Raw genomic sequence first — 25,137 nt, 5'->3', positions numbered from 1 at the left:
CTCCAGGCCTTGAAAGAATGCGCTATGTGCTTCACCGGATGAATGCGATGGGCAAGATAACAGATGAGCAGTACGAGGAAGCTATTGCGTACGATATAACTAAGGATTTTACTGCACCAACTAATTCAGCGATTGAGCAATATCCGCATGTGACGTTTGAGTTGGAAAAGAGAGCAAGGAACATCATTTCGGAACAGCTTGCCGTTGAGGATGGTTATGAAGTAACTGACCTTGAGAACAATCCAGATTTGAAGGAACAATATCGATCGCTTGCAGATACTGCTTTAAGACAGAATGGGTATCGTATCTATACCACGATTGATAAGGATATTTATGACAAGATGCAAGCAGTGAAAGATAATTTCGAGTATTTCGATGCAACTTATGATTATCAGGAAAAGACGGACCCTGAAACTGGGGAATTGATGAAGAATAATGCAGAACAAGTGGCCGCTGTCATGATTGATAACAAGACTGGTGCCATTAAGAGCTTTGTTGGTGGCCGTGACTTTGAATTATCTTCCGTCAATTTTGCAACAAGCACCTATCGTCACAACGGTTCTACGATGAAGCCGTTGCTTGGCTATGCTCCAGCCTATGAATTGGGGACTTTGCAGCCTGGTAGTATTTTGGCAGATATACCATTAAGAGTTCCTCAACCAGACGGCAGCTATTGGGAACCTTTTAACTGGAATAATAAGTTTAATGGTCTTGTAACAGCTCGTGATGCCGTAAGACTCTCACATAACCTGTCAGCTATTCGAGGCTATATGGAAATATTGCCTCAACGACCAATGGAATTTCTATACAAGCAAGGATTTACCGGTCTAACACCTGGCGATGCTGAATATCCTTCTGCAGTATTGGGTGCTCCTACTTATGGAGTAACTGTTGAAGAGAATACCGGTGGCTACGTCACATTCGCCAATGGCGGTAACTATGTGGAGCCTTATTTGATTGAAAGAATTGAAACAAGTGATGGAGAAATTGTTTATGAACATAAAGTAGAACCTGTTCAAATCTACTCTCCACAAACAGCTTACCTCATGATTGATACGATGCGTGATGTGTTCAGCAGAGGTACTGCAATTCCGGCAAGAAACAATCTTCAATTCTCTGCTGACTGGGCAGGAAAAACTGGTACCACACAAGATACACAAGATATTTGGATGATGGGATCAAACCCAAATGTTACCTTTGGCTTGTGGATGGGCTATGATGAAAGAAGAGTACTAAAATCTGTTAAAGGTTATACTCCAACACAACGAAGCCAAGTTCTATGGGCTCAATTACTGAATGCAGCCCACGAAGTAAATCCGGAATACATTGCTCCGACCGAACGATTCCAAATGCCAGGCGGAATTGTAAAGCGCAGCTACTGTAAGCTTTCCGGCATGCTGCCATCCGATTTGTGCCGTCAAGCTGGTCTTGTTGGTGAGGATCTCTTCAACGCAGCATTCGCACCGACAAAAGTGGATGACAGCTTAACAGTCGGAAAATATGTACAAATTGGAGATGTGGCCTATGCACCACTGGGGTCAACTCCTTCCGAATTTGTTAAACAAGGACCGATGCTGAAGCCTGATTTCCTAAAGAAACTACAGATTCAGGATGTCGAGGAACTTGCAAAATATATGCCGGACAGTTCCATCTTTGAAGGTCTAACTGTGCTGTCACCAGATCCACTGCCGGTCAACAACCAGGCTCCAAAGCAAGTAGGCGGAGTAAAGATCTCCGGCTCGACACTTTCCTGGTCTGCAAGTCCGGAAAAAGATGTGATTGGCTATTATGTGTATCATTCTGCAAACAGTTCAAGCTCTGCTAAGAAAATTGCTTCTGTTCCTGCAGGAAAGGAAACAAGTACGAACTTATCACAAGGAACTGGATTCTATTATGTTGTAGCGATAAATGCCAGTGGAAAAACTTCCTCTCCATCTAGTTCAGCAAAACTTGGAGATCCAGATAAAAAAGAAGAACCGAAACCTGATCCAAAGCCACCAACCACCCCACCAGGAGGCGGCAATAATGGCGGCGGAAATGGAAACGGAAATGACGACGGAGATGATACCTCCACCGATCCGCCACCTGATTCCAACGGTGATGATTAAACTAGAAAAGAGCCCCGAGACGAAATTTGTCTCGTGGCTCTTTTTTATGAACTTTCCCTTGCTACCTGTACCTGCTTTTTCTTTAACGCATGAAATAATGAAGTACCTATGACAACCAAACATGTAGTGATCAATGTTCCGTGCAGAATCCACACCATATGCGGCATGCTCATGTTGCTTATCAGGATAGTAGCTGCAAAGAACCCAAGAGCAAAGCCAAGTGACTTCAGGAGCATCCCCACAGCGAACACCCTGCCGCGAATATTATTGTCCGCTTTCTGAAGCAGGCTTGCATGAAGTGTGGTGAATCCTGCATCAAAGATACCTGTCAGGAAAGCAAAAGCTAGCACAAAAGGAACCACTGTGCCGGACAGAAACGAGATAAATCCAAGTGACATGAACATGGCGCATACAAAAAACACCATATATATCTTTTCACTTCTGATGATGCTTAGACGAGGTATGGTATATGTGGCAAGCACTGAACCAATCCCCCATACACCCCAGATCAAACCGTAATAAAAGCTTTGGCGCTCGGGATTTATATCCTCCGCCAATAACGGAATACCAAGGTTATGGGAACTTCCGGCAAAAGCGCCAACCAGAAAGACAACATTAATCTTCAGAAGCATCGGAGCCTTTTTCAGATAACCGAGCACTTCGGAAATGTCCTTTCCTATAGAATAGATGTTTTGTTTGAACCCTCTAACGGCTTCACGTGTTTCTGGTAGTGCCATATTCCATTTCAGGCGCCAAAGTACCAGTGCTGATAAAAGGTATGTAGTCGCATCAATCAACAGCGTATATTTATAACCGAGCATTTCGGTTATCACACCAGCTCCTATAAAACCTGTTACCAGGCTGACAGAGGTTAGTCTGGCGATAAGTGAATTGGTCTCAATAATCTTATCCTGACCGAAAATCTGCGGAATCTCCGCACTGAAACTGACCATAAAGAAGCTGTTAATAAAGCCGATCAGACACGATACAGCGATAATGACAACCGGATCTGGAAATGGGATGAGCAGCAGTATCAACCCCGCCCTGGCAATATCCGTAACAAGCATAATCGATTTACGGTTCCATTTATCTGCAGCCACACCCGAGACCAAGCTTGCCAGCACTCCCCCAACTGTCCTGGCTATCATTGTTGCAGCCAGCCAAACAGGACTGCCCGTTGCCGCATAAACAACGACATTCAAAACAATCAGGTCCATAAACGAACCAAAATCAGATAACGCTTTGGTGTATAAAAATAACTTATGATTTCTCAATGCTGCTTCCCCACTCTCTAGTTCTTGTATTTATTGTAAGCTTGCGGGAAGTGTTTCGCAATACGAAATTTATGTGTTGGGAAATAAAATTTCTCCTCAAAAAAACAGCCACCCCCTCCAAAGGGGGTGGCTGCTCCAATGCTCTATTTCAACAACTTCGTCAACTTCCAAAGTCGCAGCTTAAACCTCCGAACAAATCAATCTTCCATCGTCGACAAATCACCTGTCGGCAAATCAAGCTCCCAGGCTTTCAGCACGCGACGCATGATCTTCCCGCTTCGTGTCTTAGGCAGCTTATCGCGGAACTCGATTTCACGAGGTGCTGCATGTGCCGCTAGCCCTCGCTTCACGAACTGGCGGATTTCCTCTTTCAGTTCATCTGTCGCTTCATGCCCATCACGCAGCGCAACGAAAGCTTTGATGATTTCCCCTCGGACAGGATCCGGTTTTCCGATTACGCCTGCTTCCGCTACTGCCGGATGCTCGACAAGCTTGCTCTCCACTTCAAATGGTCCGACGCGCTCACCGGAGGTCATGATGACATCATCGATTCGGCCTTGGAACCAGAAGTATCCTTCCTCATCCATGTAGGCGGAGTCGCCTGAAACATACCAGTCGCCCGGCATGAAATAGGATTCGTATTTCTCCTTGTTGTTCCAGATTGTGTGCATCATGGATGGCCAGCCTTTTTTGATGGCAAGGTTACCCATGCGGTATGGAGGCAGTTCGTTCCCTTGGTCATCAACGATTGCCGCTTCGACACCCGGAATAGGTTTGCCCATGGAGCCCGGTTTGATTTCCATGCATGGGTAGTTGCAGATCAGCTGGGCCCCTGTTTCCGTCATCCACCATGTATCATGTACACGCAGGTTGAACACTTTTACTCCCCAACGAATTACTTCTGGGTTCAAAGGCTCACCTACACTCAGGATGTGGCGGAGCGAAGACAGATCATACTTCTTCACTACTTCATCCCCTGCACCCATCAGCATACGGAACGCAGTCGGTGCGCTATACCATACAGAAACGCCGAAGTCCTCGATTGTCTGATACCAAGCCTCCGGTCGGAAGCGTCCTCCCACGATGACGTTCGATGCGCCAGCCAGCCAAGGACCGAAAATACCGTATGCGGTTCCAGTTACCCAACCCGGGTCGGCCGTACACCAGTATACATCATCTTCCTTTAGATCCAATACCCATTTAGCCGTCTGATAGTGCTGTACCATCGCATTATGGACGTGCAGCACACCCTTGGGCTTACCAGTGGATCCGCTTGTATAATGAAGAACAAGTCCGTCAGTCTTATCCACCCATTCAATCTGCAGCTTTTTGCTCGCATCCTTCATGCGTGTATTGAAATCAATAAACGGTCCTTCCTCTTTCACATTTTCGCCTACAAGCACAACATGCTTTAATGCTGGCAGGTCATCAAACGGAATTCGCTTATAAAGTTCAGGCGTCGTTACGATCACCTTCGCTTCACTATCCTCCAAGCGGTCTTTTACGGCACCTTCCATAAAAGCCTCGAATAATGGCCCTACGATTGCACCTAATTTAATCGCCCCGAGTGCAGCAAAATAAAGCTCCGGAGAACGAGGCATGAAAATGAATACGCGGTCACCTTTTTCCACATCACACGTTTGGCGAAGAATATTCCCCGCTTTGTTGGACATTTCCTTCATTTCCTTGAACGTGTACTTTTCATCACGTTCCGGGTCGCGGTAATAAAGTGCCACTTTGTTCTTTCTGTGAGTCAAGGCATGGCGATCAATTGCTTCGTATGCCACATTCACTCTTCCTGTTTCGGCAAAACTGAAGCTCTTTTCCACTTCTGCCCAATCGAAATTATGGTAGGTTTGTTGATAGTCTTCGAGATTATAGTTCCCCTTGGTTACTGGTAGCGCTTCCACTTTCATCCACAACTCCCCCTTATGTAAAATATACCCTCTATTATAATATAGTTTTTGTTTTTTCTCAATTTTTTAAAAAATCGGTATAATCACATGAATTATTTCCTGTTTTCTAGTAGACTTAAAGGGTAGCAGGCATGAAAGCGTTTTATTTCTCTTGTTTTTTTTCAGTAAAATGAGAAAATAGTTTTATACTATCGTAGGCAAAAGTGGGTGAATGATTGTTGGAACATAGAAAAACGTACAATGCAAAGGAAATCAAAACGAAAAATAGCCGCTTGATTATAGAAGGGCCAGTAACGCCTGAGAAACTCGCAAGCTATGATTTCCATGAAGATCTGATTGCTTTCAGGCCGCCTGCCCAGCAGCGAAAGGCATTGATTGAGATAGCGGGACTTCCTGAGGGGAGGATCCTGATTGCACGGACACATGATACGATCGTAGGATATGTGACTTATCTATATCCTGATCCGATGGAAAGATGGGCGGAAGGGAAGATGGAGAACCTGATTGAACTCGGTGCAATCGAGGTTGTGCCAGAGGTCCGGGGGAGTTCTGTAGGTAAGACCCTTCTACAGGTATCGATGATGGATAAAATGATGGAAAATTATATTGTCATAACGACTGAATATTATTGGCATTGGGATTTAAAAGGGACTGGGCTGAACGTCTGGGAATACCGGAAAGTGATGGAGAAAATGATGAATGCCGGTGGCTTGGAATATTACGCAACCGACGATCCGGAAATCAGCTCGCATCCTGCCAACTGTCTGATGGCAAGGATCGGGAAAAACGTGAACACAGAGTCTGTACAGAAATTTGATGCTCTTCGCTTTCACAACCGCTTCATGTACTAGCATATGATGTCTTAAGGGAACTTGTTTTACAAGGGGGAGAGACTTTTGATCGTTGAACGTATAATGAAGAAAGACGTTTTTACGCTTTTGCCTACCGATACGGTGGAACAGGCACTTCAGTTGATGGAGAAAAAGAGTATCCGTCATATTCCGATCGTCAATGCTAAACAGCAGCTGGTCGGGATCATTTCGGACAGGGATGTGCGGGACGTGCTGCATTCCTCGCTTTCTGAACATGCAGGCAAGGATGATTTGAATCAGCCACTTTCCAAAGTGATGAAGACCAACCTTCTCACCGGGCATCCGCTTGATTTCGTGGAAGAGGTTGCGGCATTATTTTACGAATATAAAATAAGCTGCCTGCCGATTGTAAGTGATTCTAAATTGCTTGGTATTGTAACAGAATCAGATCTGTTGTATACCTTTATCCAGCTGACAGGTGCCAACCAGCCGGCATCGCAGTTCGAAGTAAGGGTGGAGAACATCTCAGGGAAACTTGCAGAAGTCACATCAATCTTACGTAAACGGAAGCTCAATATTCTAAGTGTCCTGGTATATCCACATGAGGACGAACAGTATAAAATTCTGGTACTTCGTGTACATACCATGAATCCTACAGGGGTAATCAAGGATCTCCAAGAGGAAGGCTATGATGTGCTATGGCCCAATCTTCCGGGTGTGACCTCATGAAAAAAGCGGTTTTCGTCTATTCGGATGATTTTCAAACCTATAAATTCAGTGAGAATCATCCATTCAACCAGCTTAGAGTGAAGCTCACCTATGATTTGCTTCAAAAAAGCAATCTTCTGTCCTTTCAGGATGTAGTCCCTCCTCGGATGGCGACGGACGAGGAATTGGCTTTGGTCCACGATCCCAAATACATCGAAGCTGTAAAATTGGCTGGCAAGGGACTATTGCCGAAAGAAAAAGCAAACAATTATGGACTTGGAACAGAAGATACCCCAATCTTTCCAAACATGCATGAGGCGAGTGCCCTTTTAGTGGGAGGCACCTTGACCGCTGTGGACTATGTGATGACAGGGAAGTCGGAGCACGCATTGAATTTGGGTGGCGGGCTGCATCACGGATTTCGTGGAAAGGCTTCCGGATTTTGCATTTATAATGATAGCTCTGTGGCAATCAAATATTTACAGAAGAAATATAATGCGAGAGTGTTGTATGTGGATACCGATGCCCATCATGGAGACGGTGTACAGTGGACCTTTTACGAGGATCCTGATGTTTGCACCTTGTCCATCCATGAAACAGGTCGGTACTTGTTCCCCGGAACCGGGAATGTGAATGAGCGCGGCCAAGGGGATGGCTATGGCTATTCCTTCAATATTCCAGTCGACGCCTTTACGGAGGATGATTCCTTCCTTGAAGTGTATGAGCAGGCATTGACCGACATTGCGGCCTTTTTTAAACCGGATATCATCTTGACCCAGAATGGTGTCGATGCCCACTATCATGATCCCCTGACCCATCTCTCCACCACGATGAAGGTTTATCGGGAAATCCCGAAGCTCGCCCATAAAATTGCCCATCAATACTGCAACGGACGTTGGATTGCTGTTGGCGGTGGCGGCTATGATATATGGAGAGTGGTACCAAGGGCCTGGTCGCATCTTTGGGCTGAGATGATTGATAAGAACACTGTCACAGGAGCAATCTCAGAGGAATGGATGAAGGAATGGGAAGTGCAAGCTCCTGTAGCTCTCCCTCCAAACTGGGAAGATCCAATAGACATGTATAAGGCCATTCCACGAAAGCAGGAAATAACCGAGAAAAACAAACAGATTCTCTTAAAAGCCCTATATCCGATCAGCCATCTCAATAAAGACAACCACAACATCGGCTGATACACCCTGCAAAGCACTTTTCCTATTATTGGAAAGGTGTTTTTCTTTTGACTATCCGAACGCACAATTTTATATCGCTCTATAAAATAATTAGATTTTATGTCGAAGTAATTAGAAAGAGAAGTTTTGTAAAAGTTTATTGAATAGGAACAGGTGGTTATTTCATGGATAAAACGTCGGTAGTAGGTCTCATTTTAGGATTAGTAGCTGTTGGAGTAGGAATGTTTTTTAAAGGTGTCACTCCAGCGGCGTTAATCAATCCAGCCGCTCTATTAATTATTTTATTAGGAACAGTAGCTGCTGTAACAATCGCCTTTCCAACCTCTGAAATCAAGAGAGTGCCAAAGCTATTTGGCATTTTATTTACAGAAAGAAAATTAATGGATCCGATAGAATTGATCAAAACTTTTTCCAGTTTGGCTCAACTGGCAAGAAAAGAAGGTTTGTTGGCACTTGAATCAACTACCATCGATATTGAAGATGATTTTTTAAAGAACGGCTTAACATTGGCAGTCGATGGTCAAAGTGCTGAATTTATCAGAGATGTATTATCAGAAGAAGTTGAAGCAATGGAAGAAAGGCACCAATCCGGAGCATTAATATTCTCACAGGCTGGTACATACGCTCCAACATTAGGCGTACTCGGTGCAGTGATCGGATTGGTAGCAGCATTAAAATATATGAATGATATCGACGGTCTCGGCCAGGCAATCAGTGCTGCATTCATCGCTACACTACTTGGGATTTTTACAGGATATGTGCTTTGGCATCCATTTGCAAATAAGCTGAAGAGGAAATCAAAACAAGAGGCCAAATTGAAATATATGATGATTGAAGGAATTTTATCCATTCAGGAGGGCGAATCTCCTAAAGTAATTGAACAAAAGCTATCATCCTATCTGCCTGCAAGTGAAAGAAAGAAAATTCTTGATGGAAGTGATGGAAACAAGGATGAGTAGAAGGCGGAAAAAACATGACAAAGAAGAACATATTGATGAGTCCTGGTTAATTCCGTATGCTGACCTTTTAACACTGCTCTTAGCATTGTTTATCGTTTTATTCTCCATGAGTTCCATCGATGCAAAAAAGTTCCAAGCACTTTCTGAGGTTTTTAATGAAGTTTTTTCTAAAGGCTCAGGTATAATGGAATTCCCTAATCCAGTTCTACAGGAGAACGCAGCAGTTTTGGATGAACAGGATGAGGTTGAAGAGCAATTGGAGAAAAAGGCAGATATGCAAGAACTTGAATCCCTTCAAAAGAAGATTGACTCTTATATCGTAGAAAAGGAACTAAGTAATATGCTCGACACTTCCTTAACAGATGAAGGACTATTGGTCTTAATCCGTGATAATGTATTATTCTCATCTGGAAGTGACAGGGTAAGAAAAGATGATTTGGAGATGGCAAAAGAAATTTCCGATCTATTAGTGATAAACCCGCCGAGAAACATTATTATCAGCGGACACACAGATAATGTTCCAATCAATAATTCCCAATTTGCATCAAACTGGGAATTAAGCGTAATGAGAGCCGTCAATTTTATGAAGATTGTAATAGAAAACGATAGGCTTGATCCCAGCTGGTTCAGTGCCAAAGGTTTTGGAGAATACGAACCCATTGCTTCTAATGAAACTGCAGAAGGAAGAGCACAGAATAGACGTGTTGAAATATTGATACTTCCAAGAAACTGACGCCAATCCAAATGAGGATTGGCGTTTTATATTCCCTGGAAGCTTTTTCCGAAAAGTTGTTTTCGTCAAGATTGTTGCTTTGAAAAGCTAGCTGGGCTAAAGATAAGGTGTCAACATTAAACACCCTGTTGGTCTCCGTTCCAGGCGTTCGCTTTCCGCGGGCTCCCATCCGTCCCGGGGAATCTTGTGTCCGGAGCGGAAATCAACGGGCTACATTTGTTGTGTACATTTTATCTAATTAACAACAATCAATGCGAAAACAGCTCCTGTAAAGAAAAAAAGACCAATATCAATTGATCTTTTCCTCATACTGCGGATCCGAAATGACTATTTCGACCCTTCTATTCTTTTGAAAATTTTCACTTGATGTGTTTGGTACAATTGGTCTTGTATCCCCATAACCCACTGCTACAAACCGCTCGGAGTCGAGATTATGCTCAGCAACGAGATAACGGATGACACTGCTGGCCCGGGCAGCGGACAATTCCCAGTTGGAAGGAAACTTTTCATTGGAAATCGGCCTATTATCCGTATGCCCTTCCACTTTCACCAGATTTGGGATTTTCGTCAGCAGTGTTCCGACTTTATCCAGGAATGGGTATGCTGTTGGAAGGATTCTTGCTTCCGCAGTTTCATAGAGCACCTTTTCTTCCAGAACCAGCACAATACCACGTTCAGTGCGGTTTGCAATCACGACATCCTGCAAGTCGTTCTCATCCAGAAATTTCTGTACTTCATACAACAACTCCTCGAGACTTTGCTCGCTTTCCTGTGGATTCGTCTGATCTTCTTCCTTGTTGTTCGTTGATTCTGTCTCCACCGTAAAATCGGTAGGATGATCAAACGGAACGGCGGAAGGATAATAATCCAAAATGTTCGTCTCTTTGAAGGATTCCGCTACCGCCTTGAATTTAACCAAATCTATTTGGGACATAGAAAATAATAGGATAAAGAATACGAGAACAAGCATGAAAAGGTCGGAAAATGTCACCATCCATAGTGGTGCACCTGGTGCCTTTGACGATCTTCTCTTCCTGATCATCATCGGACGGTCTCCTCCATCCCGTCCATCACTTCCACTTCTTCTTTTTCACGATCCTGTGCAGTAAGAAATGCTGATAATTTCTCTTCCAGGATTTTCGGGTTCTGTCCGGATTGAACTCCGATGACACCTTCGATGATGATCTGCTTCATAAATACTTCTTTTTCTGTCTTATTCCCTAATTTATTCGCCATTGGCAAGAAAACAAGATTTGCCAGCAAGGAGCCATAAAGGGTAGTCAGAATTGCAATGGCCATGTTTGGACCCAACGTAGTGGGATCGTTTAGATTATTCAACATGAGGACAAGACCAATCAGTGTACCGATCATTCCCCATGCAGGGGCATATTCACCTGCTTTTTCTAAAATATTTTTGCCTTTTAGGTGGCGTTCTTCCATCGCGCTTATTTCTGCGTTCATAATATCATGAATGACTTCCGGATCCACTCCATCCACGGCAAGCAGTATACCTTTTTTTATAAAATCATCTTCCACATCTTCAAGCTCTGCTTCCAATGCCAATAAACCTTCTCTTCTTGCACGGTCAGAAAGACGGACAAATGTTTCAATGAGAGCAGGCAGCTCTGTTTCCTCTCTGGAAAATGTCGCCTTCAGCACTTTGGGCATCAGCTTCATTTCTTTCAAGTTAAAGGTAATGAAAAGTGCGCCTGTTGTGCCTCCAAGAACAATAAACAAAGACGCAGGGTCCAAAAAGCTGGCAGCTCCGGCAAATCCAGAGTTGCTTAATATTCCAAAGGCAATCATAGCAAATCCAAGAACTAGTCCAATAGGTGTTAACATATCAAGCTTTTTCATACTTTCTCCCCTGACCTTACAGCGCTTTTTAAAATTTTTGATATAAAAAGAGGACAAACTTTAAAGCATTTTGTCCTCTTTTACTATCTATATCGACAGTTTTTTTATTTTGTTGAGCGCCTAAATTCAATTCGGTGAGGAAGAACGACAGTTTGTTCTTCGACTTTTTCCTTGTTCATGAATTTGGTCAATAGACGCATTGCCACTGCACCGATATCATACATCGGCTGTACCACGGTTGTAAGCGTTGGGCGTACCATCGTAGCCAGACGGGTATTATCAAAACCAATCACTTCTATATCATTTGGAATGTGAAGACCTTGATCCTGTGCACCGTGAATCACACCAAGCGCCATTTCATCTGTACCAACAAAGATTGCTGTTGGTCTATCATCCAAGCTGATGAGCTTCTCTACAGCTTCAATCCCTGAATCGTAGCTGTAATCACCTTCGATCACTATTTCTTCATCATAGGAAATACCTGCTTCCTGAAGCGCATTCTTATAGCCGGTCAATTTCTTTTCGCCGTTGATCGGTTCATCAAAAAGTCCGGAAACATATCCAACACGCTTATGGCCTTTTTCCACGAGAGCAGTAACTGCATCGAAGGAAGCTTGTACATAATCAATAGTAACGGACGGTACTTTGTTGTCTCTTTCAATGGAGGCTGCAAGTACGATCGGTACAGGTGATTTTTCGAATTCTGCAGCAAGGTCTTCTGTAATATTTCCGCTCATGAATACGATTCCATCTACTTGCTTGCCTAGCATTGTATTTAAAAGATGCAATTCCTTATCGACGTTTTGATCCGAGTTGCTCAGGATTATGTTGTATTTATACATTGTCGCAATATCTTCAATTCCTCGTGCCAGTTCTGCATAGAAGATATTCGAGATATCAGGGATGATTACACCGACAGTAGTCGTCTTTTTGCTTGCCAATCCACGTGCAACTGCATTTGGACGATAGCCCAGGCGTTCAATCGCTTCGAGTACTTTTTTTCTTGTGGTCGGTTTTACATTTGGGTTTCCGTTTACTACACGGGAAACCGTTGCCATGGAGACATTCGCTTCTCTGGCAACATCATAAATTGTTACGTTCATTCAAACACACACTCCTTCATTTACATGCATCTATGTAGGTAAAACAGATATATATAAGATAATAATGGCAATTTCAGCGCATTTATTTTATTATCATACGTTATTATGGTGGGACAAGCAACGAATTTACTGCCTTTTTGTTCATCTTGCCCTATCAGGGATAAATTATTTGTTTTTCATGATAAAAGCTGTTCCAACTAAATAAAAAGACGAGCAACTCGGTGCTCGTCTTGGATGGCTATCTCTTATGATTTATATGCATAATGGCTGCGGAGCTCTGTTATGAATTCATTGAACATATCGATGTCCATTTGCTGCGCAGAGTCGGAAAGCGCAACTGCTGGATCTGGGTGAACCTCTGCCATGACTCCATCGGCTCCGATTGCCAGTGCAGCTTTTGCTGTAGGCAATAGAAGATCTCTTCGTCCCGTGGAATGTGTCACGTCCACAAATACCGGTAAATGTGTTTCCTTTTTCAGAATAGGCACAGCGGAAATATCCAAGGTATTTCTGGTTGCACGCTCGTACGTTCTGATACCGCGTTCACAAAGGATGATTTGATCGTTTCCTTGTGAGATGATGTATTCTGCTGCATTAATGAATTCATCAATCGTTGCAGCTAGCCCGCGTTTTAATAGTACAGGCTTTCTTACGGCACCAGCAGCCTTCAATAATTCGAAGTTCTGCATGTTGCGTGCACCGATTTGGATCACGTCCACATAATCACATGCAGTTTCGATATCTGCAGGGTTGATGATTTCACTGATGATGGCCATATCAAATTCATCGCCGACACGCTTCAGGATTTTCAAGCCCTCAAGGCCAAGACCTTGGAAATCATAAGGGGAGGTTCTAGGTTTGAATGCTCCTCCGCGTAAAAGCTTGATTCCTTGTGCTTTGGCAGCCTGTGCCACTTGAGCCACCTGCTCGTAGCTTTCCACTGCGCACGGTCCGATGATGAAGTGTTGAGAACCGTCGCCGATTTTTACACCTTTTACATCGACAATTGTATCTTCTGGTTTTTTCTTTCTGGATACTAATAGAGCTTTTCTATGATCATCCTTTTGGAGTTCAAGACCAGCTTTGAAAATTTCCTTGAAAAGATGCTGCAAGGTAGATGTCTCGAATGGACCATCATTATGTTCCGTGATCAGGTCGAGCATCTTTCTTTCTCGCACAGGGTCATATCGATTTACACCTTGCGCTTCCTTGAGCTTCCCAATTTCCTGAACAAGCTCACCGCGCTTATTGATGACCTCTAATAGTTGTAAGTTAAGTTCTTCTACTTGTTTTCGCAAGGCGTCTAATTCGTTATGACTCATTTTAATTCATCCTTTCCTTATTTATAGGCCGTTTTCGCAGAAATTGTTGCTTTTGACGAATACAACATAAACACGTATATAAACATATCATCGTGCTCTTTTCGGTGTATTAGATCAAATAATTTTTAAACAGTGCGAAGTTAATCGCGGTAAAAAATCCAAAAGCCGATTTTTTACGGTCAAAAGCAGCAAACTTTACGAAAAGAGCTTATTTATAACAGCACCAAGTTATGGTACATTTCTATTAATTAGTTATTATAAACGAACAATCAGTGATTGTCACGAAAAATCTCTTTAATAATTAAACGCTTTTAAGCGATAAAGTATTATATGACCTTATATAGAGGAAGGTGTACCTATTTTGGAAGGTAACTCGAGAGTTTTTGCATTGGATATTGGAACAAGATCTGTGGTCGGCCTATTATTGGAACAGCAGAACGAACAATTCAAGGTCCTGGATATGGTATCAAAAGAACATGAGGAACGCGCCATGCTGGATGGGCAGATACACGATATATTAGCAGTTTCCAAGGTGATCGAATATGTAAAAACGGAGCTGGAAAAAAACCATGGTCCGCTTACGAAAGTTTGTGTGGCGGCTGCGGGTAGAGCCCTTAAAACGCAGACTGCCCATTCCACTCAGAACATTAAAGGGAAATCACTTTTTACAGAAAATGATATTTTCCTATTGGAGCTGGCAGCTGTACAAGAAGCTCAAGCGCAGTTATTGAACGATCAGCAGGATACCGCCAATCAATATTTCTGTGTAGGATATTCGATTCTCCGCTATTACTTGGATGGAGAGGAAATCGGTAGTCTTCTTGATCAAAGAGGTGAGATTGCTTCAACAGAGGTCATCGCCACCTTCTTACCGAAAATAGTGGTGGAGTCCCTCATCTCTGCCTTACAGCGAGCCAATCTGCAGCTGGAAGCTTTGACCCTTGAACCGATAGCGGCTATCAACGTGCTGATTCCACCTAGCATGCGCCGCCTGAACGTTGCACTTGTAGATATCGGTGCAGGAACTTCGGATATTGCCATTACAAGGGATGGCACCGTTACTGCCTATGGAATGGTCCCTGTTGCAGGAGATGAGATTACAGAGGGACTAAGTGATCAATTCTTATTGGACTTCCCTCAAGCGGAACTGGCAAAAAGAGATATGATACATAAAGACATGATTACCTTCACCGACATTCTAGGATTTGAACATACTCTTATGAAAGATTCGATGATTGATTCTATTAAGCCTTTCATTGAAAAACTGGCAAAAGCCATTACAGATGAAATCAAGCATCAGAATAATAGGAAATCACCAAAGGCTGTCATGCTTGTTGGGGGAGGAAGCTTAACGCCCACCCTAACCTCCATGATTGCCCATTACCTGGAGCTTCCTGAGAACCGTGTGGCAATTCGTGGGGTGGATGCCATCCCTCAGCTTCAAAAATCGGACATATCCATCACTGGTCCTGAATTTGTCACTCCTATCGGCATTGCAATAGCGGCAAAGCAAAAACCCATCGAATATGTCTCTGTCACTGTAAATGATCTGCAGGTGCGACTATTTGATGTGAAAAAGCTAACAATAGGCGACAGTCTGTTGGCAGCTGGCGTCTCCATCAACAAACTGGTAGGAAAACCAGGTCTTGCCTTGATGTTTTCCGTTAATGAGAAAAGCATCACACTTCCTGGCAGCCTTGGAACAGCCCCTGAAATATACAAAAACGGGGAGCCAGCCCAAAGCTTTGACACCATCCAGAACGGCGATTCCATTGAGGTGATAAAAGGCGTTGACGGCGTATCCGCCGCCGCTACAGTCAGTGATGTCATAGGGGAGGACCTGCCGAGCTATCCAGTAAAACTTAATGGAACCACACTGGTCATAAAGCCAACTCTTCTCATCAATGGTGAGTCTGCTTCTTTTGACAGAGACTTAAGAGACCGGGATAGAATTGTATTCCATTACCCCACTAGCATTAGGGAGTTACTGACACATCTTGATCAAAATGAAGAATCGGATTTTTCTCCTTTTGTTCTTTATTTGAACGATGAAAAAACAAAGTTCGAGCATTTCTCCAAGACCCTTTATGTAAATGGAAAAAAAGCCTCCCTGCAAGACAACTTTTCGCCAGGCGATGAGATTGAATGTAAAGAAGGTTCACAAGCGACAGTAAAAATGGTGTCCATGATTCAAAACTATGAAACAAGGCAAGAAATATCTGTCATATATAATGGGCAAAAGGTAATCCTTCACAAAACGCTTCTTGAATTTTATCGGAATGGAGTACTGTTGACAGAAGATGATACACTATCCAACGGAGATCATCTTCAGCTGATGGTGAGACGAAAAGAGCCGTTTATTTTCCAGGATATTTTCCGATTTGTAGAAATCGAAAAGCCACACGGAGCAGGATCGTTTATACTTCAAAAAAATGGAGCGGATTCCTCTTTCTATGACTTCATTCAACAAGGGGATGTGCTCGATATCAAGTGGGAGAAAAGGGTGTACCAATAATACAAAAAAACGAACGAGCAGCATGGGCCCGTTCGTTTTTATTTTACATTTTCCCCAAGAGAAGAGTACGTGATTTTCCAATGGGAAGCATTCCATACAACTTTTCCGTCTTTGAAAAGAAGTGCCTGTGGAGATTCATGTTTAATGCCATATGTCTCAGCAATATAGTTTGATAAGGATCTAGCTTCCTGTACATGCAAATAGTACAAAGGAATTTCATTATGGTCTGCAGCGAAGTTCTCAAATTCCTCATATGCTGCATGGCTTATTGGGCAGGTTGTACTGTTCTTAAACAATAGAAACGTACCATTTTCTTTTGCCAGCTCTTCGAATTGTTCAACAGATTGAACCAACGTTTTACTCATAGAATTACACCATCCTCTAGATTGTACCGAATTAAAAACGGCGAAGTTATCATATCACTTCGCCGCATTATACTCAAGTTATTTAGTTTCAGTCAATTGCTTCTCTACATCTTCCAATGCAGCTTTTGTATCTTCAAGCTTCTTTTTCACTTCGTCCGTCATTTCATCAGAGCCGCTTTCAATTGCAGTGGCTGCCTCGGAGATGATTTCCTGAACCTGATCCTGGAGATCTGAAGAAACATCACCGTTTCTATCTTTCAGCTGCTTCACTTTATCCATTACTTGCTGTGTCTGTTCTGTGATAGCCTTTGTTAATTGATTGGACTTCTCACGTGCCTGCTCAGCCAAGTCTGTTGAAAAATCAGTTGCTTGCTGTTTCCAGTTATCTGTTCTTTCCTTCAATTGAGTAGCTTGATCGGTAATGTCTTCACGAAGCTCTCTACCTGATTTAGGCGCTAGGAAAAGTGCAGTTGTCGCTCCAACGATTCCACCAATCAATGTACCGATTAAAAAGTCCTTTGTGTTGATTCCATCATTGTTTTTGTTCATTTCTTCGTTACTCATTTCCGATTCCTCCTCATAATTTGTTGATTTTGTTTTTCTGTTTTTTCTCATTCCATTTTTCCACTAGCTCCATTGCAACATTGGACCATTGAACCACCTGGGAAACCTTATCCTGATTCTGATCCAATTGATGTGCTACATTATTTGATAACCGTGTTACGGAATGATTAAACCCTTGAATGGAAGTACCAACATCCTTTACGGCTGTTACAACCGTATTAAGCTGCTGCGATTTATCTTGAATATCATCCATCAAAACGTTGGTTTTATGTAATATCTGCTCCGTCTCTGTCGTGATTCCCTGCATCTGCTTTTCGATACTTCCAAGAGTACCTGCAACCTGATCCAATGTGCCCTGCACAGAACGAAGAGTTTTCGAAACAAAAATTACTAATACTAAAAATGCAATTGCTACGATAATGGCACTCACGTAGAGCAAGTCGATCAAATCTGACACCTCCTGCTGAATATTTGCATACTAGTTGTTTACCCCACATGATAAAGTTTAAACATCTTATACCACTTCTTATTCTATGAGAAAGACAAAATCCCTGCTAGAAAATGCACAAAATGTACATTTTATAAAAAAAATTCAGCTGCCGGAAAATCAAAAAAATTAAACAAACTCCGTGAATTCGGTTACAATATAATGGTTACATACTAAAATTCATTAATTAGGGGGCAATACATGTGAAAGATCCTCGCATTCAAACTTTAGCCAAAAACCTGATAAATTACTCGGTTAAATTACAAAAAGGTGAAAAAGTGCTTATTGAAAACTTCGGTCTTCAACGAGAGCTTGTTGTGGCCTTGGTGGAAGAGGCATACAAAGCTGGCGGCTACCCGTTCGTATCCTTAAAGGATGTACAAGTAGATCGTGCCCTGCTTATGGGTGCCCAGGAAGAACAATTTAACATGAAGGCTGATTTCGAAGCAAATGTTATGAAAAATATGGACGCATATATTGGGTTGCGTTCCGGCGATAACATCAGTGAACTTTCCGATGTACCGGATGAAAAGCAGAAAATCCAAGGAAGCACAGTCGGCAAAAAGGTTCACCGTGACATTCGTGTACCGAAAACAAAGTGGGTTGTGTTAAGATACCCGAATGCTTCCATGGCTCAGCTTGCAAAAATGAGTACTGAAGGCTTTGAGAACTTCTACTTTGACGTTTGTAACCTTGATTACGGGAAAATGAGCGATGCGATGGATGCACTGGTTTCCCTTATGAATAAAACGGATAAAGTGCGCATTACAGGCGAAGGCACAGATCTAAGCTTCTCCATCAAGGATATCCCGGCAATTAAATGCGCAGGTGAAATGAATATTCCTGACGGTGAAGTCTATACTTGTCCAGTTAGAGATTCAGTAAATGGAACCATCACTTACAACACTCCTTCCCCTTACCAGGGATTCACTTATGAAAATGTCAAATTGACATTCAGGGACGGAAAAATCGTAGAAGCATCTGCAAATGATTCCGATCGCATCAACAAAATCTTTGACACGGACGAAGGTGCACGCTATATCGGTGAATTTGCTATCGGTGTGAACCCTTATATTCAGCACCCGATGCAGGATATCCTATTTGATGAGAAAATTGACGGTAGCTTCCACTTCACTCCAGGTCAGGCATATGAGGATGCATACAATGGAAACGACTCCGATATCCACTGGGATATGGTCATGATCCAGCGCCCTGAATATGGTGGCGGTGAAATTTACTTTGATGATGTACTGATCAGAAAAGATGGTCGTTTTGTAATTCCTGAACTAGAGAGCTTGAATCCGGAGAATTTGAAATAAGAAAACGAAAATGTTATGAAGGACCTGGCCCAAATGATTTATTCCCATGGGGCAGGTCTTTTTTTATTTATCGTATCGGGTAGCCACTATTTATTCCCTCAATCAGGCGATTTTGATGCACTCGAGGTATCATTACTCGCTTTTGATTCCCTCACTCCGACGATTTTGACCCACTCAGGGTATCATTACTCGCTTTTAATTCCCTCACTCCGACGATTTTACCCGCTCAGGGTATCATTACTCGCTTTTGATTCCCTCTCATACCGCGTCTCTCTCGTTTTAACCTGGGTCACGGTACGATTCCTGTTTCTCTTACAATAAATTGCTTTTTTGCAGGTGTATGTGTTCACCCGGATTTAAATTAACGATTTCCCTCTTAAATCAAAATAAAAAAGAGAACAAGGTATTACTACCTCATCCTCTCTCAAAAGTGTATTAGTCATTTAATTCGTTTCCGTAGCCTGCAGCTTCTCATAAGCTTCCTGGAATTTTGTGATATCTCCTGCACCCATGAAAATGATGACGGCATTTTCATGACGTGTCAACATCTCTGTTCCTTCTTCACTGAGGATTTCTGCCTGCTCGATTTTTTCTTTTAAATCGTTGATTGTCAGCTTGCCCTGGTTTTCCCTTGCAGAACCAAAGATGTCACATAGGTAGACAAAGTCTGCACCGCCAAGACTATCAGCAAACTCATTCAGGAACGTCTGAGTTCTCGTGAATGTGTGTGGTTGGAAAACTGCGATTACATCTCGATCCGGGTACTTTTGATTTGCCGCTTCAATTGTTGCGCGAATTTCTGTTGGATGATGGGCGTAATCATCGATCAGCACCTGGGAACCGAACACTTTTTCGGAAAATCTTCGTTTTACGCCACCGAAAGTGAGCAATTGGCTTTGGATTACATCAACAGGAACTCCTTCATAATGGCATAGAGCAATAACAGCCAAAGAGTTCATAATATTATGATCGCCATAACCATTAATCTTGAAAGTGGCATAATGATTATTGCGGACAAATACGTCGAAGGTTGTTCCTTCTGTGCTCTTCTCGATATGTCTTGCCTGGAAGTCGTTCTCTTCCCCTAAGCCATAATAGATTACCGGAACCTTTGCTTGGATCTTCTGCAGATACTCGTCATCTCCACAAGCGATGATCCCTTTCTTAACTTGAAGGGCCATTTCCTGGAATGCATTGAAGACATCATCAATGCTTCCGAAATAATCCGGATGGTCAAAATCAATGTTTGTCATGATTGTATAATCAGGGTGATAGGATAAGAAGTGTCTTTTGTATTCACATGCCTCGAATACGAAATATTCGCTGTCCTCTGCACCTCGGCCAGTACCGTCTCCGATCAGGAAGGAAGTCGGTTTTGCTCCTTGGATAACATGCGCCAGCAATCCTGTAGTGGATGTTTTCCCATGAGCGCCGGTTACGGCAACACTTGTGAATTTCTCCATGAACTGACCAAGAAATTGTGGGTATCGGATGACAGGAAGGTTCAATTCATGCGCCGCCACAATTTCTTCATGTGTATCAGGAAAAGCATTACCTGCTATTACTGTCATATTATCTTTTACATTGTCCTTGTCAAAAGGAAGGATGGTTATACCTTTTTCTTCCAGTCCTTTTTGGGTAAAGAATTTTTTTTCAATATCCGAACCTTGAACTTCAAATTTCATATCGTGAAGAATACCAGCTAAAGCACTCATTCCTGTACCTTTAATACCAACAAAATGATAAATGGTCATGAAAAAACCTCCAACATTTATCTATATATAATCCGTCTGCAGCACTTCCTTGCAGCCGAATCGAATAGTAGTTTTTTATTTGTAGGCAATGCCTCCGTAACTTCGATAGTTACAGTATATGATTTACATCTCAAAGTGATAATTCCCTCATTCGAAAGCCATCAAACCATATGTATACTAATTTTTTGCCCAACAACTTGTTATTATAGCATGAAATTCAGTTATACTCCACTTTATCAAAGGAGTGCATTAAAGTACCCAATATCCACAAGGGGAGAAAAACTGATAGAATTATCGTTCCATCAGTTTTCCAAAAGGCTTTATGAAGATATTAATCCACTTTTTCCAAACGTTCATTGAAACGATATTTTCTTCCAGCTTTCGCTTGCGGCTCCCCGTTCAGCATGACATTGTCACCGGTAAACCCAATAGTGATTTTCAGCAGACTGCCTCCGATACCATAGATGTCCACCGGAACCTTCTGCTCTTCGAATTCCATGATTCTTTGTTGATTGAAGCCTCCACTTACCACAATTTTCACATGTTGAAAGCCTTCCTTATCGAGCGCTTCCCTTAATGCGAATACCAGTGGTCCATTCACTCCACGTGGATCAAACGTGCCCAATACATCCTGGTTACGTATGAAGTGCTGATCAATCATCGTTCTTGATGTATCTATGCGAACACCTTTGAGCTTGTCTCCAAAGACTCTGGCTACCTTCAGTGCGTCTGTAATGACATCGTTGTTGTAATCAACCAGAACTAGCAGATCGTCCTCAGGAAACTTTTCATGATATGCCTTGGATGCTTCGACTACATCACCATTAAAAAGCTGGATAAGGGCATGCGGCATCGTTCCCATTCCCTTTTTGCCCCACCACTCGTTCATCGCATGTGTTGCCTGGGCTGTGGAGCCGCCGATATGTGCGGCATAACCATCCCCTGCTTGCTGGGTGAAATGGTCATCGCGGTCACCCATAAAAATGACAGGCTTCTGCCCTGCAGCCTTGACCACATTGTAGACATTTGTCGAAACTGAAGTGCGCCTTGCCAGTATGCCATCGATGATACCTTCGAGGAACCCAAAGTTCTGATATGGCCCTGTAATTGTAAGCACAGTCTCAAAAGGACTTATTTTATCTCCATCCTTCAGTGAGTATATTTCCAGGGAATCAGGATCATCTGCAAATGTTTTTATCAGGGCGATTACTTCATCCGTACCACAAAGCACTGCGTGTTCTTTTTGGAAAAATTGCATGGTAACAATATTGTCAGGTTTATAGTCACGTACAATTTCACGCGTTTTAAGAAAATAGACAGCAGAAAACCAGCCTTCTTTCACACGTTCATCAAATTTGAATGTACGATTTGTCAACCTTTTGATTTTTCCTTGTAGCTTTAACTCTATTTCTTTCATCCAAAAAGCTCCTTACGTCCCCTATTTAACAACTGTTAAATAATGAAGAATGGTTACTGAGGTATAGGCGGCCGGGACAGATTGCCCAACCCGCCTATACTTGTCTTATTAACTATTATCTATATTATAAGAAGTTTATATCCATTTACAACTTTTCCTGCATGTATTCATCAATACTCCGCTTCTTGCCTTGTTACTAATTCTTCCTCGGATACTAATACATCACGAGGCTTACTCCCTTTCGGACCGGATATGACTCCCTGATCCTCCATCAGTTCCATCAATCTGGCAGCGCGGTTGTAGCCGATTCTAAATCTGCGCTGAAGGCTTGATGTGGAAGCGACGTTCTGGTCCACCACAAACTGGCATGCCTCGAGGAACAATTCATCTTCCTCCTGAACATAGCTCTCTTTAAGCAATTCCGTTTGTTCAAACAGATAAGTGGGTTTTTGCTCTTTTCTGACGTGTGATACAGCTTTTTCGATTTCTTCATCCGAAACAAAGTTTCCTTGCACCCGGATCGGCTTTGGAGCACCATTTTCCAACAGCAGCATATCCCCTCTGCCAAGAAGCCTTTCCGCCCCGCCAATATCGATGATGGTTCTGGAATCCACTTGGGACGATACAGAGAAGGCGATACGGGTTGGAATATTCGCTTTGATTAGACCGGTAATGACATCAACAGAAGGTCTCTGAGTCGCAATAAGAAGGTGCATTCCGCACGCTCTCGCTTTTTGGGCAATACGGCAGATCGCCTCCTCGACGTCACTTGGCGCCATCATCATCAAATCAGCGAGCTCATCGATGATAATGACCATATAAGGCAAGGTTTCCTGTTTATGCTTTTTGGCGCCTTCATTGTATTTGGCAATATCCCTTACGCCTGCATGGACGAACATGGCATATCTTCTTTCCATCTCCTCCACCGCCCACTTCAAAGCAGCGGTCGCAGCCTTTACATCTGTGATAACCGGGCTGACCAGATGGGGAATATGATTATATGGCGTCAACTCGACCATTTTCGGATCGATCAGCAAAAGCTTCACTTCATCTGGGGTACTCTTATAGAGCAAGCTCATAATAATGGAATTCACACATACGCTTTTTCCGGAACCAGTTGCACCTGCAATCAGTCCATGAGGCATCTTCTGCAGGTCAAGCACAACCGGCTGGCCGGAAATATCCAGTCCCATGGCAACCGTTAATGGTGAAGCATTCTGTATGAATGACGGATGTCTGAGTATCTCCCTGATAAGTACTGGTTTACTCACCCGGTTCGGAACCTCTATTCCGATTGTGTTTTTCCCTGGGATCGGCGCTTCCATTCTTATATCCCTAGCAGAAAGGCTCAGCTTGATATCATCACTGAGATTTGTAATTTTATTCACCTTTACTCCAGGTTCAGGCTGTACTTCGAATTGAGTCACAGATGGCCCCTGTGTTGCTTTAACCACCTTCGCCCCTACTCGGAAATGGTGCAGGGTCTCATCAAGCAGCCTTCTTTGGTCCTCCACCCATTCACGATCATTCTCTGAATGCTGTGGGGGAATATTCAGAAGGTGGATAGGCGGCTTTCGATAGTATTCAGGCTGTACCTCTTCCGTTTTCCGATTTTCCAAGGTACGTTTGTCCTGCTTTAGCATAATCACATTATAGGGAATATGCTGTCTCTTGTATTCTTTATTTCTATCATTTTCCGACTCACGCCTTGGGCTTCTGACAGGTTCGGCCTGTTGCATTTGTGGACGTTTCGGCTCTTCTGGTTCCATCGGGGTCTCATTCAGACCTACCTCCTCGACTGGTTCCATCGGGGTCTCATTCAAACCTACTTCTTCGATTGGTTCCATCGTTTCCGCCTGTTCTTCCAGTTCAGGTGCAGTCTCTTCTTCTAGTTGTGAAACAGACTCTTCTACGATAGGATTAAACTCGTAGTTGTCGTCCTTGTTCTCCGGAGATGCCTCAATAGGTGTTTCTTGTTCTTTCCGGTAGTGATCCACTTCAAGCTCGGCATTGCTTTTAAACTTTTCACTTTTCGGAATTTGTTCCACGAAATACGTTTCTTCCTCTTCAATATGCCTGTTATATTCCGTCTCTTCTTTCAACAGGCCAAAGCTGAAGGCTTGCACTTTTTCCTTCTCCGTCTCCGAAATGGCAAAAGAACCCTCTTTAATAGTCAATGTCTCTTCCATAATAGGATCTACGTTTACAAGGTTGTTTTGTGCTGCGAAGCTGAGACTTTCCAATTCGATTTCCGGAATTTCCTCCTCCACTTTTTTACTTGCAGGAGGACGAAGGCTATAGCCATATACCGGGGACACCACTTCAGTTGGGTGAAATGGCTTCTTCTCTTTCCAATTCGGTTCTACTTTCTTTTGCATGACCTTTTTGGCAGGTGCAGCTTCTTTTTTAATCTGTTCTTTTATCGTTGGCTCAGAAATCTGCTTCTTGTTTGAAGACGCAGTTTCCTTCTTCTTTCTTGGTGCCACTTGCGGAGGTGGTTCCATCACTGTCTTCTCTCCATCAGGTATTAACGGAAAGCGAAATTTGCCATTGGGGTACTGATAGGAAATTCTCGCCTGCATATTCTTCTGTTCCGGTTTCTTAGCATAACTCTGCTCAATTCTCTCCTGCTCGACATCATCATTTAGCTGAGCAAACAGCTTTTTAAACCAGTTCACATCTATCACACTCTTTCGTACGTTATTTTAGCCAAAAATACCACTAGAACAAT

20 protein-coding genes are annotated in these 25,137 nt (G+C 43.0%); 8 read left to right on the top strand and 12 right to left on the bottom strand.

The window, feature by feature from the left end; all coding sequences use genetic code 11:
• Positions 1-17: 17 nt before the first annotated feature.
• Positions 18-2,108, top strand: coding sequence for a penicillin-binding transpeptidase domain-containing protein (locus ABN702_RS02795; protein WP_417900800.1), 2,091 nt, complete (start codon positions 18-20; stop codon positions 2,106-2,108).
• Between the two features lie 44 nt (positions 2,109-2,152).
• Here the strand turns inward: ABN702_RS02795 and ABN702_RS02790 are convergent, their stop codons facing one another.
• Both ABN702_RS02790 and acsA read right to left on the bottom strand, forming a co-directional pair.
• Entirely contained in the window at positions 2,153-3,382 is a 1,230-nt protein-coding gene (locus tag ABN702_RS02790; protein WP_417899308.1) for an MFS transporter, read from the bottom strand.
• 197 nt (positions 3,383-3,579) lie between these two features.
• Complete coding sequence (gene acsA / locus ABN702_RS02785; RefSeq protein ID WP_417899307.1) at positions 3,580-5,298, bottom strand: acetate--CoA ligase; 1,719 nt, start codon at positions 5,296-5,298, stop codon at positions 3,580-3,582.
• A 218-nt stretch (positions 5,299-5,516) separates the two neighbouring features.
• On the opposite strand from acsA, the gene ABN702_RS02780 reads away from it, so the two are divergent.
• From ABN702_RS02780 to motB, 5 genes are all read left to right on the top strand, one after another.
• Positions 5,517-6,149, top strand: coding sequence for a GNAT family N-acetyltransferase (locus ABN702_RS02780; RefSeq protein ID WP_417899306.1), 633 nt, complete (start codon positions 5,517-5,519; stop codon positions 6,147-6,149).
• Between the two features lie 45 nt (positions 6,150-6,194).
• Positions 6,195-6,839, top strand: a complete 645-nt coding sequence (locus ABN702_RS02775; RefSeq protein ID WP_417899305.1) for an acetoin utilization AcuB family protein — start codon at positions 6,195-6,197, stop codon at positions 6,837-6,839.
• Positions 6,836-8,011, top strand: coding sequence for an acetoin utilization protein AcuC (locus ABN702_RS02770; protein ID WP_417899304.1), 1,176 nt, complete (start codon positions 6,836-6,838; stop codon positions 8,009-8,011). The genes ABN702_RS02775 and ABN702_RS02770 overlap by 4 nt, the downstream gene beginning before the upstream one ends.
• A 164-nt stretch (positions 8,012-8,175) precedes the next feature.
• Positions 8,176-8,970, top strand: coding sequence for a flagellar motor stator protein MotA (gene motA, locus ABN702_RS02765; RefSeq protein ID WP_417899303.1), 795 nt, complete (start codon positions 8,176-8,178; stop codon positions 8,968-8,970).
• Positions 8,963-9,703: a flagellar motor protein MotB gene (gene motB / locus ABN702_RS02760; protein WP_417900799.1), complete on the top strand. Its 741-nt coding sequence runs from the start codon at positions 8,963-8,965 to the stop codon at positions 9,701-9,703. Before motA ends, motB begins: the two co-directional genes overlap by 8 nt.
• Before the next feature lie 289 nt (positions 9,704-9,992).
• Here motB and motS read toward each other — a convergent pair whose 3' ends face one another.
• The 4 genes from motS to ABN702_RS02740 all read right to left on the bottom strand — a co-directional run bounded on the left by motS (position 9,993) and on the right by ABN702_RS02740 (position 13,985).
• Positions 9,993-10,748 (bottom strand): flagellar motor protein MotS, encoded by a 756-nt coding sequence (motS, locus tag ABN702_RS02755; protein ID WP_417899302.1) that lies wholly within the window; start codon positions 10,746-10,748, stop codon positions 9,993-9,995.
• Positions 10,745-11,560 (bottom strand): flagellar motor protein MotP, encoded by an 816-nt coding sequence (gene motP, locus ABN702_RS02750; protein ID WP_417899301.1) that lies wholly within the window; start codon positions 11,558-11,560, stop codon positions 10,745-10,747. Before motP ends, motS begins: the two co-directional genes overlap by 4 nt.
• A gap of 104 nt (positions 11,561-11,664) precedes the next feature.
• On the bottom strand, positions 11,665-12,663 hold the full coding sequence (gene ccpA, locus ABN702_RS02745) for a catabolite control protein A (RefSeq protein ID WP_417899300.1): 999 nt from the start codon (positions 12,661-12,663) through the stop codon (positions 11,665-11,667).
• A 245-nt stretch (positions 12,664-12,908) separates the two neighbouring features.
• Complete coding sequence (locus ABN702_RS02740; RefSeq protein ID WP_417899299.1) at positions 12,909-13,985, bottom strand: bifunctional 3-deoxy-7-phosphoheptulonate synthase/chorismate mutase; 1,077 nt, start codon at positions 13,983-13,985, stop codon at positions 12,909-12,911.
• A gap of 361 nt (positions 13,986-14,346) precedes the next feature.
• On the opposite strand from ABN702_RS02740, the gene pilM reads away from it, so the two are divergent.
• Positions 14,347-16,500, top strand: a complete 2,154-nt coding sequence (gene pilM, locus ABN702_RS02735) for a pilus assembly protein PilM (RefSeq protein WP_417899298.1) — start codon at positions 14,347-14,349, stop codon at positions 16,498-16,500.
• Positions 16,501-16,538: 38 nt separating this feature from the next.
• Here pilM and ytxJ read toward each other — a convergent pair whose 3' ends face one another.
• From ytxJ to ABN702_RS02720, 3 genes are all read right to left on the bottom strand, one after another.
• Positions 16,539-16,865 (bottom strand): bacillithiol system redox-active protein YtxJ, encoded by a 327-nt coding sequence (ytxJ, locus tag ABN702_RS02730; protein WP_417899297.1) that lies wholly within the window; start codon positions 16,863-16,865, stop codon positions 16,539-16,541.
• A gap of 78 nt (positions 16,866-16,943) precedes the next feature.
• The gene (locus ABN702_RS02725) at positions 16,944-17,429 is read right to left on the bottom strand and encodes a YtxH domain-containing protein (protein WP_417899296.1); all 486 of its coding nucleotides are present in this window, start codon (positions 17,427-17,429) and stop codon (positions 16,944-16,946) included.
• 13 nt (positions 17,430-17,442) lie between these two features.
• On the bottom strand, positions 17,443-17,877 hold the full coding sequence (locus ABN702_RS02720; RefSeq protein WP_386642984.1) for a DUF948 domain-containing protein: 435 nt from the start codon (positions 17,875-17,877) through the stop codon (positions 17,443-17,445).
• A gap of 242 nt (positions 17,878-18,119) precedes the next feature.
• Here ABN702_RS02720 and ABN702_RS02715 point away from each other — a divergent pair, with 242 nt between their 5' ends.
• The gene (locus ABN702_RS02715; protein WP_417899295.1) at positions 18,120-19,235 is read left to right on the top strand and encodes an aminopeptidase; all 1,116 of its coding nucleotides are present in this window, start codon (positions 18,120-18,122) and stop codon (positions 19,233-19,235) included.
• Between the two features lie 443 nt (positions 19,236-19,678).
• Here ABN702_RS02715 and murC read toward each other — a convergent pair whose 3' ends face one another.
• The 3 genes from murC to ABN702_RS02700 all read right to left on the bottom strand — a co-directional run bounded on the left by murC (position 19,679) and on the right by ABN702_RS02700 (position 25,084).
• Positions 19,679-20,989 (bottom strand): UDP-N-acetylmuramate--L-alanine ligase, encoded by a 1,311-nt coding sequence (gene murC / locus ABN702_RS02710; RefSeq protein WP_417899294.1) that lies wholly within the window; start codon positions 20,987-20,989, stop codon positions 19,679-19,681.
• 331 nt (positions 20,990-21,320) lie between these two features.
• Positions 21,321-22,406, bottom strand: coding sequence for a nicotinate phosphoribosyltransferase (locus ABN702_RS02705; protein WP_417899293.1), 1,086 nt, complete (start codon positions 22,404-22,406; stop codon positions 21,321-21,323).
• A 170-nt stretch (positions 22,407-22,576) separates the two neighbouring features.
• A complete protein-coding gene (locus ABN702_RS02700) occupies positions 22,577-25,084 on the bottom strand; it encodes a DNA translocase FtsK (protein WP_417899292.1) in 2,508 nt (835 codons plus the stop codon).
• Positions 25,085-25,137: the final 53 nt, after the last annotated feature.

This window comes from Bacillus haimaensis, from assembly GCF_048270625.1.
GTDB classification, from domain to species: domain Bacteria; phylum Bacillota; class Bacilli; order Bacillales; family Bacillaceae_I; genus Sutcliffiella_A; species Sutcliffiella_A haimaensis.
This window is presented reverse-complemented; position numbering and strand designations above follow the sequence as displayed.